Origin of the sequence: Roseovarius sp. SK2, from assembly GCF_028807495.1 — a bacterium.
Lineage (GTDB): Bacteria > Pseudomonadota > Alphaproteobacteria > Rhodobacterales > Rhodobacteraceae > Roseovarius > Roseovarius confluentis.
Window position 1 is genome coordinate 341,374 of record NZ_JARAMK010000002.1, and the last position, 15,646, is coordinate 357,019.

Here is a 15,646-nt window from a genome sequence, read left to right on the forward strand (position 1 = left end):
GGCGGTGGCAGCCATAATCCTCCCGCCATGCGCTCCGAGACCGACACCACCGCCTTTCCGCCCTGCCCCGCGCCCTTCAACCTGGCCGCTCATGTATTGCGCCATGCCGACGACTTGCCCGACAAGGTCGCGCTGGCCATCCTCGGGCTCTCGGGCTCCGAACGCTACAGCTTCGCGCGTCTGAAATCCGCCGTCCTCGGCACCGGCGCGGGCCTCTTGGGGCACGGCCTTCAGCCCGCCGACCGTGTCCTCATGCGCCTCGGCAACACCGTCGACTTCCCCATCGCCTATCTCGGCGCCATCGCCGTGGGCCTCGTGCCGATCCCCACCTCCTCGCAACTGACCGAGCGCGAAGTCGCCAGCATCCTCAAGACCACGGAACCGAAAGCCATCCTGCGCGGCACGGACATCCCTTGCCCCGACACGGATATTCCCGTCATCGACACCGACGCCCTGCGCGCCATGCACGACAATGCCCCGGCGGACTTCGACATGGGCGACCCCGACCGGCTGGCCTATATCATCTACACCTCCGGCACCTCCGGCACGCCCCGCGCGGTGATGCACGCCCACCGCGCCATCTGGGCGCGGCAGATGATGGTCGACGGCTGGTACGGCCTGCGCCAGGACGACCGCCTGGTGCATGCCGGTGCCTTCAACTGGACCTACACGCTCGGCACCGGCCTGATGGACCCGTGGACAGCAGGCGCCACCGCCCTCATCCCGGCCACCTCCGTCACGCCCGACCAGCTGCCCCTGCTGATGAAACGCCACGATGCCACCATCTTCGCCGCCGCCCCCGGCGTCTTCCGCAAGTTCGTCGCTCCCGGCAAAACGCTCGACCTGCCGAAACTCCGCCACGGCCTGACCGCGGGCGAAAAGCTCTCGGCCACAATCGACGCCCATTGGCGCGAGGCGACCGGCACGCCGCTTTTCGAGGCTTACGGCATGTCCGAATGCTCCACCTTCATCTCGGGCTGCCCCGATCACCCCGCTGCCCCCGGCACGCTGGGCCGCCCTCAGCCGGGTCGCAACGTGGCGCTGATCGGCCCAGACGGCCCGGTGCCCGTGGGTGAGGAAGGCACCATCGCCATCCACCGCTCCGACCCCGGCCTCATGCTGGGCTACTTGGGCGAACCAGACGAGACCGCAGACCGCTTCCAGGGCGACTGGTTCCTCACCGGCGACCAGGGCATCATGTCGCCCAAGGGCGATATCACCTACCTCGGCCGCTCCGACGACATGATGAACGCCGGCGGCTTCCGCGTGTCGCCCATGGAGGTCGAGGCGGTCCTGAACGCTCACCCCGACATCACCCAATCCGCCGTGACCGAGATCGAGGTCAAACAGGACGCCCGCCTTATCATGGCCTTCTACACCGCGCCCGCCCCGGTTGCCGAGGACGTGCTCAAGGCCTATGTCAACGACAACCTCGCCGCCTACAAGCGCCCCCGTGGCTTCTTCCACCTCGACGCGCTGCCCACGGGCGCCAACGGAAAACTCCTGCGCCGCGCGCTGCGGCCGATCTACAAGGACCTGCATGGTCAAGCTTGATATCGTCTCCGACCCGATCTGCCCGTGGTGCTATATCGGCAAGGCCTGCCTCGACAAGGCGCTGGCCGAACGCCCCGGCCACCCGTTCGAGATCGAATGGCACCCGTTCCAGCTCAACCCCGACATGCCGCCCGAGGGCATGGACCGGCGTGAGTACCTCGAAGCAAAGTTCGGCGGCAAGGACGGCGCGGTTCAGGCCTATGCCCCCATCGCCGAACGGGCCGAGGCCGAGGGGCTGACGATCAATTTCGACAAGATCACGCGCACGCCCAACACAATGGACGCTCACCGCCTGATCCACTGGGCGGGCATCGAAGGCCGCCAGATGGCCGTCGCCATGTCGCTCTTCCGCGCCTATTTCGAGGACGGACGCGATATCAGCGATCCCGAGGTTCTGGGCGATATCGCCGACAGTGCCGAGATGGACGCCGCGGTGGTTCAGAAACTGCTGGCCTCCGACGCCGATATCGAGGGCATCGCGGGCCGCGACAAGGCCTTCCGCGAGATGGGCGTGACCGGCGTGCCCTGCTTCATCGTCGCGGGCAAGCATGCCGTGCCGGGCTGTCAATCTCCCGACCTCTGGATCAAGGTCATCGACGAGATCGTCGAGAACCTCGAAAGCGATGAAGACCCCGCCATCTGAGCGCAATCAGCCCGAGGCATGACGCTCGACACCGTCCTGCCCCCTTGCCATCCGCGCCGCGGCCCTGTTCCTTTGGGCAGGGCCACACCGAATGGAGGTCTGACATGCGCGGATTGCGACTTCTTTTGCTACTCTCGACCCTGCCCGCCATCATCCTCGGCGGCACCGTCTTCTTTCACTACGTCGAAGGCTGGAGCTGGCTCGACAGCTATTTCTTCACCGTCATCACCCTGTCCACCGTCGGTTACGGCAGCCTTGTTCCGGCCACTGCGGCGGGCAAGATCGGCACAACGGTCTTCATCTTCGTGGGCCTTGGCGTCTTCGCCATCGCCGTGCAGCAGATCGGCGCCTTCGCCATGCGCAAGCGCGAGGAACACACAGAATGGCTGGTGGGCAAGCTGCATCACGGCCCGCCGCGCCCCTCGGACGAGGAAGGCACACAAGCCAATATCGACCGCCGCCCCGACGACTGACGCGCCTGTGCGAAAACGGCCCCCTGTCTGTGCACGCCTCGCTCTGGCGCACATCCCGGCACCGTGATAGCGCCCGGTCATGACCGCTCCCACCGACCACCCCGCCACCCCCGCCGCGCCCGTCATGGGCCGGGCCGAGTTCGTGGCGCTGATGGCGATGCTGGTGGCCACGGTCGCCTATAGTATCGACGCCATGCTGCCCGCCCTGCCCGCCATCGGGGCCAAGCTGTCGCCCGACGCGCCCAACCAGGCGCAGCTGGTGATCGGCAGTTTCGTGCTGGGCCTCGGCGTCGGCACGTTCTTCGTCGGCGCGCTGTCCGATGCTTATGGCCGCAAGCGCGTCATCATCTGGGGAGCCGCCCTCTACTGCGCCGCCGCGATCCTGGCGCTTGCGGCCCCCACGCTGGAAACCGTGCTCGCGGCCCGCGTGTTACAGGGGCTGGGCGCGGCAGCGGCACGGGTCATTGCCATCGCCATCATCCGCGACATCTACAAGGGGCGCGAAATGGCCCAGCTGATGAGTTTCGTCATGCTGGTCTTCACCCTCGTTCCGGCAATTGCACCAATGGCCGGCGCCGGGATCATCGCGGTCTTCGCGTGGCGCGGCATCTTCGTGTCCTTTCTCGTCTTCGCCGCGCTCAGCACTTTCTGGATGTGGCTGCGCCTTAATGAGCCCCTTCCGCGCGACCGACGCGTGCCCTTCCGGACGCGCAAGCTGCTGCATTCGGCAGGCGAAGTCATCCGCCACCCGATGGCGCGCCTGTCAATCCTCGTGCAGACGCTGTGCCTTTCGATGCTCTTCGCCTCGATCAGCTCGATTCAGCAGATCATGGATATCACCTATGGCCGCGCCGAGGAATTTCCCTATTGGTTCGCCGGTGTCGCGACAGTCGCCGCCTTGGGCAGCGTCATCAACGCCGCCCTCGTCATGCGCCTCGGGATGCGCCGCCTGATCCAGATGGCCCTGGTGATCGAAACCGTCGTCACACTTGCCGTTCTGGCGACCTTCCTCGGCGGTTACGGCGGCAACGGCCCCTTCGCACTCTACTTCGTTTGGCAGGTCATCGTCTTTTTGCAACTGGGCCTCACGATGGGCAACCTGAACGCCCTGGCGCTCGAACCGCTGGGTCATATCGCGGGCATGGCGGCCTCGATTATCGCCGGACTGTCCACGGTCGGATCCATTCTGCTGGCCATGCCCGTGGGTCTTGCGTTCAACGGGACGCCCATGCCCCTGCTGATCGGAGTCGCGATCTTCGCCAGCCTCGCGCTCCTGCTGACGCAGTTCATGCGCAAGCTAGACCGCGACCCAAACCCCCGGCTCTGACCGCTGACAATTTATTCGGTATACTGTCGCATACCGTCTGGTCAAAACCGCTTTCATGGTCTATGACGCGCTCAAGACCCACGCTTTGTCATGTCCTGATCGAAAGGTATTTCCGATGGCCGACACCTCCAATCCCGATATCGTCTACACCAAGGTCGACGAGGCCCCCGAACTGGCCAGCGCGTCCCTCCTGCCCATCATGAAGAGTTTCGCCACCGCCGCCGATATCTCGGTCGGCACCCGCGACATCTCGCTGGCGGGCCGTATACTCGCCACCTTTCCCGATCACCTGAGCGAAGACCAGCGCGTCAGCGACGACCTCGCCGCCTTGGGCGAACTGGTCAAGCAACCCGGCGCCAACGTCATCAAGCTGCCCAACATCTCGGCCTCCGTGCCGCAGCTCGTGGCGGCCGTGCGCGAACTGCAAGGCCAGGGCTATGCAATCCCCGACTACCCGGAAACGCCCGAAACCGAAGCGGAAAAAGAGGTCCGCGCGCGCTACGACACCATCAAGGGTTCGGCCGTGAACCCCGTCCTGCGCGAGGGCAACTCCGACCGCCGTGCCGCCGCGCCGGTCAAGAAATACGCCCAGAACAACCCGCACCGCATGGGTGATTGGTCCTCCGACAGCAAGACACGCGTCGCCTCGATGGACGCCCATGACTTCTTCTCTAACGAGAAATCCGCCACGCTGGACGGCGCCGCCACCGCCAGGATCGTGCTTGAAGGCGCGAATGGCGAAACCGTCCTCAAGGACGGCGTCAGCTACCCCGCCGGCACCGTCGTCGACGCCACCTACATGAGCGCGTCCGCCCTCGACGATTTCCTCGCCGACGAGATCAAGAAGACCAAGGACGAGGGCGTGCTCTTCTCCATCCACCTGAAGGCCACCATGATGAAGGTCTCCGACCCGATCATCTTCGGCCACGCGGTCCGGGAATGGCTGAAGCCGGTGTTCGACAAATACGGCGACCGGATGAAGGAACTGGGCGTGAACCCCGCCTCCGGCATGGGCGACCTGCTGGAGCGCGTGAAGGACGAGCCCGAGATCATGGCCGCCATCGAGGACTGCCGCGCAGCGCGCCCGCCGATGTACATGGTCGACAGCGACCGCGGCATCACCAACCTGCATGTGCCCTCCGACGTCATCATCGACGCCTCCATTCCCGCGCTCATCCGCTCGGGCGGCAAGGGCTGGGGCCCGGACAACAAGGAACACGATGCCGTCTGCGTCATCCCCGACAGCTCTTATGCGCCGGTCTATGACGAGACCATCAAGTACTTCAAGGAAAACGGAAAACTGGACCCGGCCACCGCCGGCACGGTGCAAAACCTGGGCCTTATGGCGCAAAAGGCCGAAGAATACGGCAGCCACCCCACCACGTTCGAAATCCCCGAGGACGGCACCGTCAAGATGATCCTCGACGACGGCACCGTGCTGCATTCGCACGAGGTCAAGAAAGGCGACATCTGGCGCTCTGCCTCGACCCGCAAGGCACCCGTCGAAGACTGGGTGAACCTCGCCATCGAACGGCAGAAGGCCACCGGCTATCGCGCCATTTTCTGGCTGGACGAGAACCGCGCCCACGATGCCGAGCTCATCGCCTTCGTGAAGCCGATCCTGGAAGCAAAGGGCGTCGCCGACAAGTTCGAGATCATGGCCCCGCGCGAGGCCACCCGCGCCAGCCTTGAGACCATCACCAAGGGCGAAAACACCATCGCCATCACCGGCAACGTCCTGCGCGACTACCTGACCGACCTCTTCCCGATCCTTGAACTGGCCACCTCGGCCAAGATGCTGTCGATCGTGAAGCTGATGAATGGCGGCGGCCTGTTCGAGACCGGCGCGGGCGGCTCTGCCCCCAAGCACGTCCAGCAGTTGCAGTCGGAAAACCACCTGCGCTGGGACTCCTTGGGTGAATTCTGCGCCTTGGGCGAAAGCTTCAAGTTCCTGGGCGAGACCAAGGACAACGCCCGCGCCCGGATCCTCGGCGAGACCATCGAGGAAGCCACCCAGGGCATCCTCGACAACAACCGTTCGCCCTCGCGCAAGGTCGGCGAGCCGGACAACCGCGACAGCCACTACTGGTTCGCCCGCTACTGGGCCGAGGCACTGGCCGCGCAAACCGACGACCCCAAGCTGGCCGAGGAATTCGCGCCGATGGCCCAGGCGCTGGCCGAGAACGAACAACAGATCGTCTCGGAACTCGCCGCGGCCCAAGGCAGCCCGGCGGACATCGGCGGCTACTACCACCCCGACGAAGGCCGGCTTGCCACCGTGATGCGCCCCAGCCCCACGCTGAACGGCATCATCGGCACATAACCGGCAGCCTATCGTAAAATCAAAGCCGCCCCGGTCCGACATCGGGGCGGCTTTTTTCAAGACCCGTCCAACCTTTGAACGATACGCCACTTTATCCGGCATCGGCCCGACGGGCGCGGGCATCGCGGCACATCTGCGTGGAAATGACAGCCTGCCTGCCCTATCTCACCCGGATGGACACCACAGACCCGCCCACCGTACCCCATTCCCCGATCGAAGACACCCAAGGCATCGCCCTAGGGGTGCTGCTTTGCGGCGTCGGCATCCACATCCTGACGACCGTGGGCCTCATCACCGGCCAGACCGCTGGCGTGGCCGTGATCCTCAGCTATCTTTCGGGCTGGTCGTTCGGCGTGGTCTTTCTCCTCATCAACCTGCCCTTCTACGCGCTGGCCTATGGCAAGCTCGGGCTGGAATTCACCGTGAAGTCACTCGTCTCGGTTGCGCTGCTCTCGGTCGTCACCGACCTCCTGCCACTCGGCTTCACCATCGACCACCTGCACCCCGCCCTCGGCGCTGTCATCTTCGGCGCGACAGTGGGCATGGGGCTGCTGGCCATGTTCCGCCACAAAAGCTCGCTTGGCGGTTTGGGCGTCGTGGCCTTCTGGGTGCAGGAAAAAACCGGCTTTCGCGCCGGCTACGTGCAGTTGATGACGGACGCGGTGATCTTCACCGTCGCCGCCCTGCTCTTTCCGCTCAGCGTGGTGGGCTGGTCGCTCCTGGGCGCGCTGGTACTGAATCTCGTGATCACCTTCAACCACAACCGCGAACGCTATATTGCCAATTAAACCCGTAGGGTGGGTGAAACCCACGCACCCCTGCGCAGCTATTGCCCCCGCCCATGCGTCCTGGCATACATCTCCGCGATCATCCGGCTGGCTGTCTTCTCGAACGCGAACGGCAGAACCGCATGGACCAGGGCACAGAACCCGGCGGCAAACAGTTTAACGCTGAACGATCCCGCGAACCGGGCATGTTCCAGATAGGTCTCATCGACCTTCTGCGGGTGGGAAAGGAAAAGACGGGCCAACATGGGAAACTCCTGTTAATCGGTTTTTCTAAATCTATCAGCATCACCCCGAGACATTTTTTCAATCTTCAGCCAAATTCGCTTTTATTCGTGAAACTTTCCCATTAAAACTCAATCATGTGGAAAATCGACGGCTTTGACCGGAAAATACTGCGCGAACTGCAACGCGACGCCAGCCTCGGGCTCGAGGACATCGGCGCCCGTGTCGGCCTGTCGCGCAACGCCTGCTGGCGCCGCATCAAGACGATGGAGGAGGCCGGCATCATCCGCGCCCGCGTCACGCTTCTGGATGCCGCCAAGCTGAACCTCGGCCTGACCGTCTTCATCCAGGTCCGCGCTGCCCAGCACGACGCGCACTGGCTCGAAACCTTCGCCCGCGCCACCCGCGCCATGCCCGAGATTCAGGGCGTCTACCGCATGACCGGCGATCTCGATTATCTGATCCGCGCCCGCGTGGCCGATATGGCCGATTACGACCGCCTCTACCAGGCGCTCGTCGCCCGCGTGCCGATGCGCGACGTCTCCGCCAGCTTCGTGATGGAGGAAATCAAGGACACCACGGCCTTGCCGATTTAATTGCGCGCCCCCGACATGGTGCCGAAAAAATCGATGTCCTCCACCGTGATCACCCCGCCAAGGATGACATAGGCCGCAATCGCCCAAAGCACGAACGCCACCGCCGTCACGATGATGAATTTCTTGCGCAGGTGGTGCTTTTCGGGGGACCCCTTGTGCGTCCCTTCCACCGTGGTGCCCGCCTCACCTTGCGTCTGGATGCGGATCGGCAAGGCGATCAGAAAGGTCATGAACCAGATCACCAGAAACAGAACGATTCCCGACGCAATCCCCATCAGACCTGCTCCAGTTCGACAAGACAGCCGTTGAAATCCTTGGGATGCAAAAACAGCACCGGCTTGCCATGCGCGCCGATCTTGGGCTCGCCGCTGCCCAGCACCCGCGCGCCGTTTTCCTTAAGGTGGTCGCGCGCCGCGATGATGTCCTCCACCTCGTAACAGACATGGTGAATGCCGCCCGCCGGGTTCTTTTCCAGGAACCCGTTGATCGGGCTGTTCTCACCCAACGGATACAACAACTCGATCTTGGTGTTGGGCAGCTCGATGAAAATCACCGTCACGCCGTGATCCGGCTCGTCCTGCGGCGCGCCCACATTGGCACCCAGCGCGGTGCGGTACTGATCCGCCGCCGCCTCGAGGTCGGGCACGGCAATGGCCACGTGGTTCAGGCGTCCGATCATGGCGATCTCCTTGGTCTGACAATTCTTGCCCACGTTATGGGCCGCACATGCGCCGGGGGCAAGCGACACGCCGACGCAACCCGTAAGATCGCGCGATCCGGAAGATTTTCACCGACCGCTTAACCCTTCGTTAGCCAACCCTGCCTAGCTTCGACTCACCTGGTGCCGGAATGGAGCAGCACAATGGATGACAATGACAGCCTGACACTTGCCAACACGCCGACCGCGCGACGCCCGCTTCTCGGCCTGACCATACTCGTGGTCGAGGACAGCCGATACGCCTGCGAGGCGATCCGCCTGATGTGCCTGCGCAGCGGGGCGCGCATCCGGCGGGCCGACTGCCTGCGTTCGGCGCGCCGGCATCTTTCGGTTTATCGCCCGTCCGTGGTCATCGTCGATCTGGGCCTGCCCGACGGCTCCGGCCTCGACCTGATCGCGGAACTGGCCTCGGCCATTCCGCGCGTGACCGGCCTTCTGGGGCTCAGCGGCAATACCGACATGGCGGCCGAGGCGATCAATGCCGGCGCCGACGGCTTTCTCGACAAACCGCTCGACAGCCTCGCGGCCTTTCAGCAGGGCGTGCTGGCGGCCCTGCCCGAAACCTTTCGCCCCGCCGGCCCCCGGGCGGTGTCGCAGGTTCGGATCACGCCGGACCCGATGGCCTATCGCGATGACATGCACCATGCCGCCAACCTTCTGGAAGATCACCGCGATGGTCCGATGCTGGATTACGTGGCGCAGTTTCTCGATGGCGTTGCCCGCGCGGCCGACGATACCGCGCTGTTGGAGGCCACGAACGACCTGGCCGAACTTCGCGCGCGCGGGCGCACGCCCACTGCCACGGTCAAGGCGCTGACGGCCCTGGTGCAGGACCGGATCAGCCGGCGGGTCGCCATCTGATCTCCTGAAAACCGGGCCGCGTTAGCCCCCTTGCGCCGGGTCGCTGCCCCGCCGCACCAGCCGCGTCAGGTCGGCCAGCCGTTCGATCTGGCGACCGTCCTGGTCAAAATTCTCCGGCGCCAGCCAGAACTGGTAGGCCTCCGTCAACGCCGGCCAGTCCTTGTCGATCACGGCGAACCACGCGGTGTCGCGGTTCCGGCCCTTGACCACCGTGGCCTGCACGAACACCCCCTCGAAGGAGAACCCGAAGCGTTGCGCCGCCCGCCGCGACGGCATGTTCAGCGCATCGCATTTCCACTCGTAGCGCCGGTAGCCGGCCTCGAACGCCCATTGCATCATCAGGAACATCGCCTCGGTCGCCGCCCGCGTCCGCTGAAGCTGCGGCGCCATGGCGATGAACCCCACCTCGATCGACCCCGACTCGGGCTTGATCCGCAGGTAGGACGCGAACCCGCCATAGGCGCCCCGGTCCTTGTCGTAGATCGCGTAGAACAGGATCGCGTCCTTGGCCGTCTCGTCCCGCATCCAGCGGTGAAACTGCGCGGCCGAGGCGAAAGGCCCCACCGGCATGTAATCCCACACATGGTCATGCCCGTCGAACGCCTTGAACAGGATCGCGGCGTGGCGGTCCGCCTCCAGCGCCTCCAGCCGCACGTAGCGCCCCTCCAGCGGCGCCATGTCCGGCACCGGCGGCGCGGTCCAATCGGGGATCTTTGGCCCCACGGGGCGGTCATCTGTCATCTGCGCCTCATCTTTCCCACCGGACAATAGCCAGACAAGGCGCTGAGAGGAAAGCGAAACATCAGAGGATCAGTTTCGGGTCGGCGCCCATGTCTAGCCCGGGAAAGATCGTGCCCTCGACCTGCGCCCGGTCAAGCGAGAACAGCCCGCGCATCGCCCAGCCCGCGATGGCGCGCACGTCCCGCGTCGGCATCAAATCGCGGCGTTGGTACAGGTCCGCCTCTGCCAGCCCCGGCCAGTCGCCCAGAACGTGACCGCCGCGAATCGCCCCGCCCGCCAGCAGCATCGCCCCCGCCGTGCCGTGATCGGTGCCCCGACTGCCGTTCAGCCGCGCCGTGCGCCCGAATTCCGTCATTGCCAGCACCGCCGTCTTGCCCCAGACATCGCCCAGCTCGTCGCGCAGGGTCAGAACCGCCTCCTGCAACGGCGCCAGTGCCCGCGGCAGGGTCCGCTCCTGTTGGGCATGGGTGTCGAACCCGTTCAGCGAAAAGGCCGCTATCCGGCTGTCGCCCCGCAAACGCTCGGCGGCGAAGCGTGCGACACTGCCCACCCGATCGCGGTCGCGCGTGGGACGCATATTCTCCTGCATCGCGTTCATCATGTCAGCGGTATCAAGCGTGCCGTCCCCCGCCAACTCCGCCATCTCGGTCTGCGACAGGGCAATCGCCTCGTCCATCGTCGCCCGAAACAGCGGGTCGTCATGCATCACCCTCTCCAGCAGCCGCTGCGCCTGCGGGCTCAGCGCCAGCGCCGCCTCGGGCGACCAGTTTGCCACCGGCGCGTCGCCCGACAGGATCAGCATGTCCTCGCGCCCCACCGCATAGGCCGTCTCGGCGGTGATCCCCGGCATCGCCTGCAACATCCGGTTTAGCCATCCGTCTCGGTCACGACCCAACGCGTCCTGTCCCGTGCCGGCCTCCAGGATGTCCTGTCCGTCGAAATGGCTGCGCTTGTCGCGGTAGGGGGTCGAGACAGCGTGAACGAACCCCAACTCGCCCTTCTGCCAAAGCGGCATCAGCCCCGACAACTCGGGATGCAGCGCGAAGATACCGTCCAGCGCCAGCCCACCCTGCGGCGCGGCCCCGCCGCGCAACGCGGCATAGCCCGGATCGCCCACCGGGCGCACCACGTCCAGCCCGTCCATCGCCCCGCGCAGGATGATCACCACCAGCCGCGTGTCCCACGGCGCGCGCGCCATCGTGACCGGCGTCACCAGCGGGCTGGCCGCCAGCGAACAGCCCAGCGCAAGGCTCCGGCCAAGGAACGCGCGACGTGAGGTATCGGTCATGCTCGGGTCTCCTGTCCTACATTCTCTGAAACGCGGGCGAGGCCAGCACCAGCCCCACGCCCTCGGCGCGTGTTTCCGCCGCCTTCGCGGCAAAGCGCACCGGCTCCGGCGCATCCGGGCCCAGCGCGACCTCGACGAACTCTCTCGGGTCCGGCAACAACCGCATCACGCGAAACGGCACGGTCATACCCCATTGCAGCCGCGCGGCCATGCGCTGCGGCGTGATCCACGCGCTATCCGCCTCGGGCCAGCCATCCGGACCGGGCGGCATGCCCCAAGTCTGGCCCATCAAGGTCATCGGGTTCATCATATCGCGCCGCAACAAGCGGGGCACGTCCGACAGGTGCCGCGGAGCGATCCCCAGCGCCCGCAGGCTCGACCCGACAAAGTCGATCGGCTGCTTCACGTTGCCCGCCGCGTCATGCCACGCGGCAGGGTGGTCCAGCATCGCCGCATAGACCGCCACAAGCTGCCCGCCATTTTGCAGGTAGGCATCCCGCATCCGGCGTACCATGTCCGGATCGGGCGTATCGCCGGTAAAATGCACCGCCAGCTTCCGGGCGATATGTTCCGCCGTGTCAGGATGCGCGGCCAGGTCCTCCAACACCTGCACCACGCGGTCCAGCGTCGGCGTATCGCCTCCGTAAGCGCGCCCCATGAACGGCAGGACGCCCGGCTCCGCGATGCGCGCACGAAAGGCAAACCCGTCCGACCTGCGATAGGACAACCCTGTCAAAAGCGCCGCAAGGTCGCGCACATCCCCCTGCCCATAGGACCCGCCCACGCCCAGCGTGTGCAACTCCATCAGTTCCCTCGCAAGGTTCTCGTTCAGCCCGACCTGCCCGCCGTGCCGCTGGGCCGCAATGCTGTTCGGCCCGGCCGAGCGCACCTGGTCGAGGTAGAGCAGCATCAAAGGATGTGTCACCGCCGCGATCAGCATGTCGGCGAACCGCCCCGCCAGGTTGGGGCGAACCGCGTCCTCGACAAAACAGGCATGGGCATAGCGCAGCGGCCCGCCCTTGGAATGCGCGGTGAAATGATCGCCCCAGAAAAAGGCCAGCCGCTCGCGAAAGCCGTCCTCGGTCAGCGCCCGCCGCAACAGCGTATGGCGAAACCAGCCCATGTGCGTGTCGCGAAACTCCCGGCCCAGTTTGCCGCGCCGCGCGGCGGCCTCCTCGCGCGCGGCGTCGGTTTCGGCGCTGCGCACCGCGCGACTCAGCTCATGGATCGCAAGATCGAGATCACGCGCCACGTCGAACCCATCGACCGGAAACCGCTGTGCCGCCGCATCGGGCCCCGACACGGCCTCCAGCATTGTGGCGGCGTCCGTAGGGGCGGGAATGTCCGGCGACAGGCCGCACCCGAAACGGCGCGCGGCACGCGGGGGATCAAAGGTCATTGTCAAGCTCTCGACGGTCGGTCATGCGTCACATATGGGCGCATCCTACCGAATTTCACACGCCTTGCCTTACGATTTCCATGCGCCCGACAATCGGGGCCGGCACCCCACGGAACCGCCGCCACCCCCGGCGCGTTGCCGGCAGACAGCCAACCGAAAGGTCCCGCCATGCCCAGCATCTACGACGCCATCCGCGCCGATCACGACAATCACCGCGACCTGCTGAACCGGATCGAAGACACCTCCGGCGACAGCGACGACCGCAAGTCCGCGTGGTCCGAATTCTACGAAGACGTGAAATCCCATGCGGCGGCCGAGGAAGAGACGTTCTACTCCAAGCTCATTTCCAAGACCTGGGGCCAGGACGCCGCCCGCCACTCGGTTCACGAGCACCAGCAACTCGACGACATCATGGAAGAGTTGAACGAAACCGACATGGCGTCACCGGGCTGGCTCAACCGCTTCAAGACGCTGAAGCACGATTACGAACACCACATGGACGAGGAAGAGGACGAGGTCTTCGCCCGCGCCCAGGAAGTGATCCCCGAAGACGAGATCGAAGGCTATGGCCAGCGGTTCGAAGACCGCAAGTCGAAGGAACGCAAACTGATCGACGACAAGCGCGAGGACAGCCTGGAAGACTGAGGCGGCAAGCGCCGATTCACCGTCCCGGACTTGATCCGGGACCTTTCACCACGCCCGTAGGGTGGGTGAAAACCCACCCCGCGCCTGCTTAATCCTCCTGCGGGATCACCCGCAGCCCCAACTCCATCAACTGGTCGCTGGTCGGCTCTGACGGCGCGTTCATCATCAGGTCCTCGGCCCGTTGGTTCATCGGGAACATGATGACCTCGCGAATATTCTGCTCATCCGCCAGCAGCATCACGATCCGGTCGATCCCCGCGGCGCAGCCCCCGTGCGGCGGCGCACCATACTGGAACGCGTTGACCATGCCGCCGAACCGCTTGCGCACTTCCGCCTCGTCATAGCCCGCCAGCTCGAACGCCTTGATCATCGTCTCCAGCTTGTGGTTCCGGATCGCCCCCGACACCAGCTCGTAACCGTTGCAGCTCAGGTCGTACTGATACCCCAGCACCTCCAGAGGGTCGCCCTCCAGCGCCTCGATCCCGCCCTGCGGCATCGAGAACGGGTTGTGCGAAAAGTCGATCTCGCCCGATTCCTCGTCGGCCTCGTACATCGGGAAATCCACGATCCAGGCAAAGGCAAAGCGGTTCTCGTCCGTCAGCCCCAGCTCCTCGCCGATGGTCACGCGCGCCTTGCCCGCCACGCGCTCGAACGCGGCCGGTTTCCCGCCGAGGAAGAACGCGGCATCGCCCACGCCCAGCCCCAGCTGCTCGCGAATGGCTTCCGTCCGTTCCGGCCCGATATTCTTGGCCAGCGGCCCGGCGGCTTCCATCCCGTCGCCCTGGTCCCGCCAGAAGATATAGCCCATCCCCGGCAGGCCCTCTTTCTGGGCAAAGGCATTCATCCGGTCACAGAATTTCCGGCTGCCACCCGAGGGCGCGGGAATGGCGCGAATTTCCGTGCCGTCCTGCTCCAGGAGCTTGGCGAAAATGGCAAAACCCGAGCCGCGGAAATGTTCGCTCACGTCCTGCATCTTGATCGGGTTGCGCAGGTCCGGCTTGTCGGTGCCATACCAAAGCGCCGCATCGCGATAGGAAATCTGCGGCCATTGCTGGTCAACCGCGCGACCGCCCCCGAACTCTTCGAACAGGCCCTTGATCACCGGCTGGATCGTGTCGAACACGTCCTGTTGCTCGACGAACGACATCTCCATGTCCAGCTGGTAGAAATCCGTGGGCGAGCGGTCGGCGCGCGGGTCCTCGTCACGAAAGCACGGCGCGATCTGGAAATACTTGTCAAAGCCACTGACCATGATCAGCTGCTTGAACTGCTGCGGCGCCTGCGGCAGCGCATAGAACTTGCCCGGGTGCAGGCGCGAGGGCACCAGGAAGTCGCGTGCGCCTTCTGGCGAGGACGCGGTGATGATCGGCGTCTGGTACTCGCGGAAATCGATATCCCACATGCGCTTGCGGATGCTGGCCACCACGTCCGAGCGCAGCTTCATGTTCTCCTGCATCGCCTCGCGGCGCAGATCGAGGTACCGATAACGCAGCCGCGTTTCCTCGGGGTATTCCTGGTCGCCGAAAACGATCAGCGGCAGTTCCCCGGCCCCGCCCAGTACTTCCATGTCGCGGATGAAAACCTCGATCTCGCCCGTCGTGATCTTGGGGTTCACCAGGCTTTCATCCCGCGCCTTCACCTCGCCGTCGATGCGGATGCACCACTCGCTGCGAAGCTTTTCGACCTCGGAGAACACCGCGCTGTCAGGATCGCACAGCACCTGCGTCATGCCGTAATGATCGCGCAGATCGATGAACAGCACCCCGCCATGGTCGCGGATCCGGTGCACCCAGCCCGACAGGCGGACCGTGTCCCCGACATTCGATTTCGTCAGCTCGGCGCAGGTATGGCTGCGATATGCGTGCATGAAGTCCTCTCCGGGCGGCTGAAACTGCCCATTTCGCGTGCAATTCGGTTCGCGCCGATACACCTTGGCGGGCCGGCAAAGTCAAGGCCTGCAAGGCTATTTCCCGCCTGCGCGGAACCGAGGCCCGTCTTAAAACATTTACAGAAAGTTAATTTTGCGCAAAGATTCCGGCTATCGAGCGGAAAATACGCGGGAAAACCG

16 protein-coding genes are annotated in these 15,646 nt (G+C 65.0%); 9 read left to right on the plus strand and 7 right to left on the minus strand.

Annotated elements, in window-relative coordinates; all coding sequences use genetic code 11:
• The first annotated feature begins 27 nt into the window (after window positions 1–27).
• The 6 genes from PVV74_RS05865 to PVV74_RS05890 all read left to right on the plus strand — a co-directional run bounded on the left by PVV74_RS05865 (window position 28) and on the right by PVV74_RS05890 (window position 7,108).
• Entirely contained in the window at window positions 28–1,554 is a 1,527-nt protein-coding gene (locus PVV74_RS05865; RefSeq protein ID WP_274592572.1) for a class I adenylate-forming enzyme family protein, read from the plus strand.
• Entirely contained in the window at window positions 1,541–2,197 is a 657-nt protein-coding gene (locus tag PVV74_RS05870; protein WP_103762186.1) for a DsbA family oxidoreductase, read from the plus strand. Before PVV74_RS05865 ends, PVV74_RS05870 begins: the two co-directional genes overlap by 14 nt.
• 104 nt (window positions 2,198–2,301) lie before the next feature.
• Window positions 2,302–2,670, plus strand: a complete 369-nt coding sequence (locus PVV74_RS05875) for a potassium channel family protein (protein ID WP_103762185.1) — start codon at window positions 2,302–2,304, stop codon at window positions 2,668–2,670.
• A 79-nt stretch (window positions 2,671–2,749) separates the two neighbouring features.
• The gene (locus PVV74_RS05880; RefSeq protein ID WP_274592573.1) at window positions 2,750–3,997 is read left to right on the plus strand and encodes a multidrug effflux MFS transporter; all 1,248 of its coding nucleotides are present in this window, start codon (window positions 2,750–2,752) and stop codon (window positions 3,995–3,997) included.
• Window positions 3,998–4,112: 115 nt separating this feature from the next.
• Window positions 4,113–6,320, plus strand: coding sequence for an NADP-dependent isocitrate dehydrogenase (locus PVV74_RS05885; protein ID WP_274592574.1), 2,208 nt, complete (start codon window positions 4,113–4,115; stop codon window positions 6,318–6,320).
• A 143-nt stretch (window positions 6,321–6,463) separates the two neighbouring features.
• Entirely contained in the window at window positions 6,464–7,108 is a 645-nt protein-coding gene (locus PVV74_RS05890) for a YitT family protein (RefSeq protein ID WP_245890442.1), read from the plus strand.
• A 38-nt stretch (window positions 7,109–7,146) separates the two neighbouring features.
• On the opposite strand, the gene PVV74_RS05895 is transcribed toward PVV74_RS05890, so the two are convergent.
• The gene (locus PVV74_RS05895) at window positions 7,147–7,353 is read right to left on the minus strand and encodes a DUF6356 family protein (protein ID WP_103762182.1); all 207 of its coding nucleotides are present in this window, start codon (window positions 7,351–7,353) and stop codon (window positions 7,147–7,149) included.
• A 114-nt stretch (window positions 7,354–7,467) separates the two neighbouring features.
• Between PVV74_RS05895 and PVV74_RS05900 the strand changes: the two genes are divergently transcribed.
• The gene (locus PVV74_RS05900; protein WP_274592575.1) at window positions 7,468–7,926 is read left to right on the plus strand and encodes an Lrp/AsnC family transcriptional regulator; all 459 of its coding nucleotides are present in this window, start codon (window positions 7,468–7,470) and stop codon (window positions 7,924–7,926) included.
• Here PVV74_RS05900 and PVV74_RS05905 read toward each other — a convergent pair.
• Both PVV74_RS05905 and mce read right to left on the minus strand, forming a co-directional pair.
• A complete protein-coding gene (locus PVV74_RS05905; protein ID WP_103762180.1) occupies window positions 7,923–8,201 on the minus strand; it encodes a DUF1467 family protein in 279 nt (92 codons plus the stop codon). The genes PVV74_RS05900 and PVV74_RS05905 overlap by 4 nt on opposite strands.
• A complete protein-coding gene (gene mce, locus PVV74_RS05910) occupies window positions 8,201–8,605 on the minus strand; it encodes a methylmalonyl-CoA epimerase (RefSeq protein ID WP_274592576.1) in 405 nt (134 codons plus the stop codon). The genes PVV74_RS05905 and mce overlap by 1 nt, the downstream gene beginning before the upstream one ends.
• A gap of 183 nt (window positions 8,606–8,788) precedes the next feature.
• Between mce and PVV74_RS05915 the strand changes: the two genes are divergently transcribed.
• On the plus strand, window positions 8,789–9,505 hold the full coding sequence (locus PVV74_RS05915; RefSeq protein WP_274592577.1) for a response regulator: 717 nt from the start codon (window positions 8,789–8,791) through the stop codon (window positions 9,503–9,505).
• A gap of 21 nt (window positions 9,506–9,526) precedes the next feature.
• Here PVV74_RS05915 and PVV74_RS05920 read toward each other — a convergent pair whose 3' ends face one another.
• The 3 genes from PVV74_RS05920 to PVV74_RS05930 all read right to left on the minus strand — a co-directional run bounded on the left by PVV74_RS05920 (window position 9,527) and on the right by PVV74_RS05930 (window position 12,933).
• Window positions 9,527–10,246, minus strand: a complete 720-nt coding sequence (locus PVV74_RS05920; RefSeq protein ID WP_274592578.1) for a GNAT family N-acetyltransferase — start codon at window positions 10,244–10,246, stop codon at window positions 9,527–9,529.
• 61 nt (window positions 10,247–10,307) lie between these two features.
• The gene (locus PVV74_RS05925; protein ID WP_103762177.1) at window positions 10,308–11,534 is read right to left on the minus strand and encodes a DUF1501 domain-containing protein; all 1,227 of its coding nucleotides are present in this window, start codon (window positions 11,532–11,534) and stop codon (window positions 10,308–10,310) included.
• A 16-nt stretch (window positions 11,535–11,550) separates the two neighbouring features.
• Window positions 11,551–12,933, minus strand: coding sequence for a DUF1800 domain-containing protein (locus tag PVV74_RS05930; RefSeq protein WP_103762176.1), 1,383 nt, complete (start codon window positions 12,931–12,933; stop codon window positions 11,551–11,553).
• A 168-nt stretch (window positions 12,934–13,101) separates the two neighbouring features.
• Here PVV74_RS05930 and PVV74_RS05935 point away from each other — a divergent pair, with 168 nt between their 5' ends.
• Window positions 13,102–13,578, plus strand: a complete 477-nt coding sequence (locus PVV74_RS05935; RefSeq protein ID WP_103762175.1) for a hemerythrin domain-containing protein — start codon at window positions 13,102–13,104, stop codon at window positions 13,576–13,578.
• Between the two features lie 88 nt (window positions 13,579–13,666).
• On the opposite strand, the gene aspS is transcribed toward PVV74_RS05935, so the two are convergent.
• Window positions 13,667–15,445: an aspartate--tRNA ligase gene (aspS, locus tag PVV74_RS05940; protein ID WP_274592579.1), complete on the minus strand. Its 1,779-nt coding sequence runs from the start codon at window positions 15,443–15,445 to the stop codon at window positions 13,667–13,669.
• Window positions 15,446–15,646 lie beyond the last annotated feature (201 nt).

Excerpts from the sequence above, each read along its gene's own strand:
- PVV74_RS05880 (WP_274592573.1), top strand. The coding sequence starts at position 2,750 with ATGACCGCTCCCACCGACCACCCCGCCACCCCCGCCGCGCCCGTCATG.
- PVV74_RS05875 (WP_103762185.1), top strand. The coding sequence starts at position 2,302 with ATGCGCGGATTGCGACTTCTTTTGCTACTCTCGACCCTGCCCGCCATC.
- PVV74_RS05885 (WP_274592574.1), top strand. The coding sequence starts at position 4,113 with ATGGCCGACACCTCCAATCCCGATATCGTCTACACCAAGGTCGACGAG.
- PVV74_RS05920 (WP_274592578.1), bottom strand. The coding sequence starts at position 10,246 with ATGACAGATGACCGCCCCGTGGGGCCAAAGATCCCCGATTGGACCGCG.
- PVV74_RS05870 (WP_103762186.1), top strand. The coding sequence starts at position 1,541 with ATGGTCAAGCTTGATATCGTCTCCGACCCGATCTGCCCGTGGTGCTAT.
- PVV74_RS05895 (WP_103762182.1), bottom strand. The coding sequence starts at position 7,353 with ATGTTGGCCCGTCTTTTCCTTTCCCACCCGCAGAAGGTCGATGAGACC.
- mce (WP_274592576.1), bottom strand. The coding sequence starts at position 8,605 with ATGATCGGACGCCTGAACCACGTGGCCATTGCCGTGCCCGACCTCGAG.
- PVV74_RS05900 (WP_274592575.1), top strand. The coding sequence starts at position 7,468 with ATGTGGAAAATCGACGGCTTTGACCGGAAAATACTGCGCGAACTGCAA.
- PVV74_RS05905 (WP_103762180.1), bottom strand. The coding sequence starts at position 8,201 with ATGGGGATTGCGTCGGGAATCGTTCTGTTTCTGGTGATCTGGTTCATG.
- PVV74_RS05890 (WP_245890442.1), top strand. The coding sequence starts at position 6,464 with ATGACAGCCTGCCTGCCCTATCTCACCCGGATGGACACCACAGACCCG.
- PVV74_RS05930 (WP_103762176.1), bottom strand. The coding sequence starts at position 12,933 with ATGACCTTTGATCCCCCGCGTGCCGCGCGCCGTTTCGGGTGCGGCCTG.
- aspS (WP_274592579.1), bottom strand. The coding sequence starts at position 15,445 with ATGCACGCATATCGCAGCCATACCTGCGCCGAGCTGACGAAATCGAAT.
- PVV74_RS05935 (WP_103762175.1), top strand. The coding sequence starts at position 13,102 with ATGCCCAGCATCTACGACGCCATCCGCGCCGATCACGACAATCACCGC.
- PVV74_RS05865 (WP_274592572.1), top strand. The coding sequence starts at position 28 with ATGCGCTCCGAGACCGACACCACCGCCTTTCCGCCCTGCCCCGCGCCC.
- PVV74_RS05925 (WP_103762177.1), bottom strand. The coding sequence starts at position 11,534 with ATGACCGATACCTCACGTCGCGCGTTCCTTGGCCGGAGCCTTGCGCTG.
- PVV74_RS05915 (WP_274592577.1), top strand. The coding sequence starts at position 8,789 with ATGGATGACAATGACAGCCTGACACTTGCCAACACGCCGACCGCGCGA.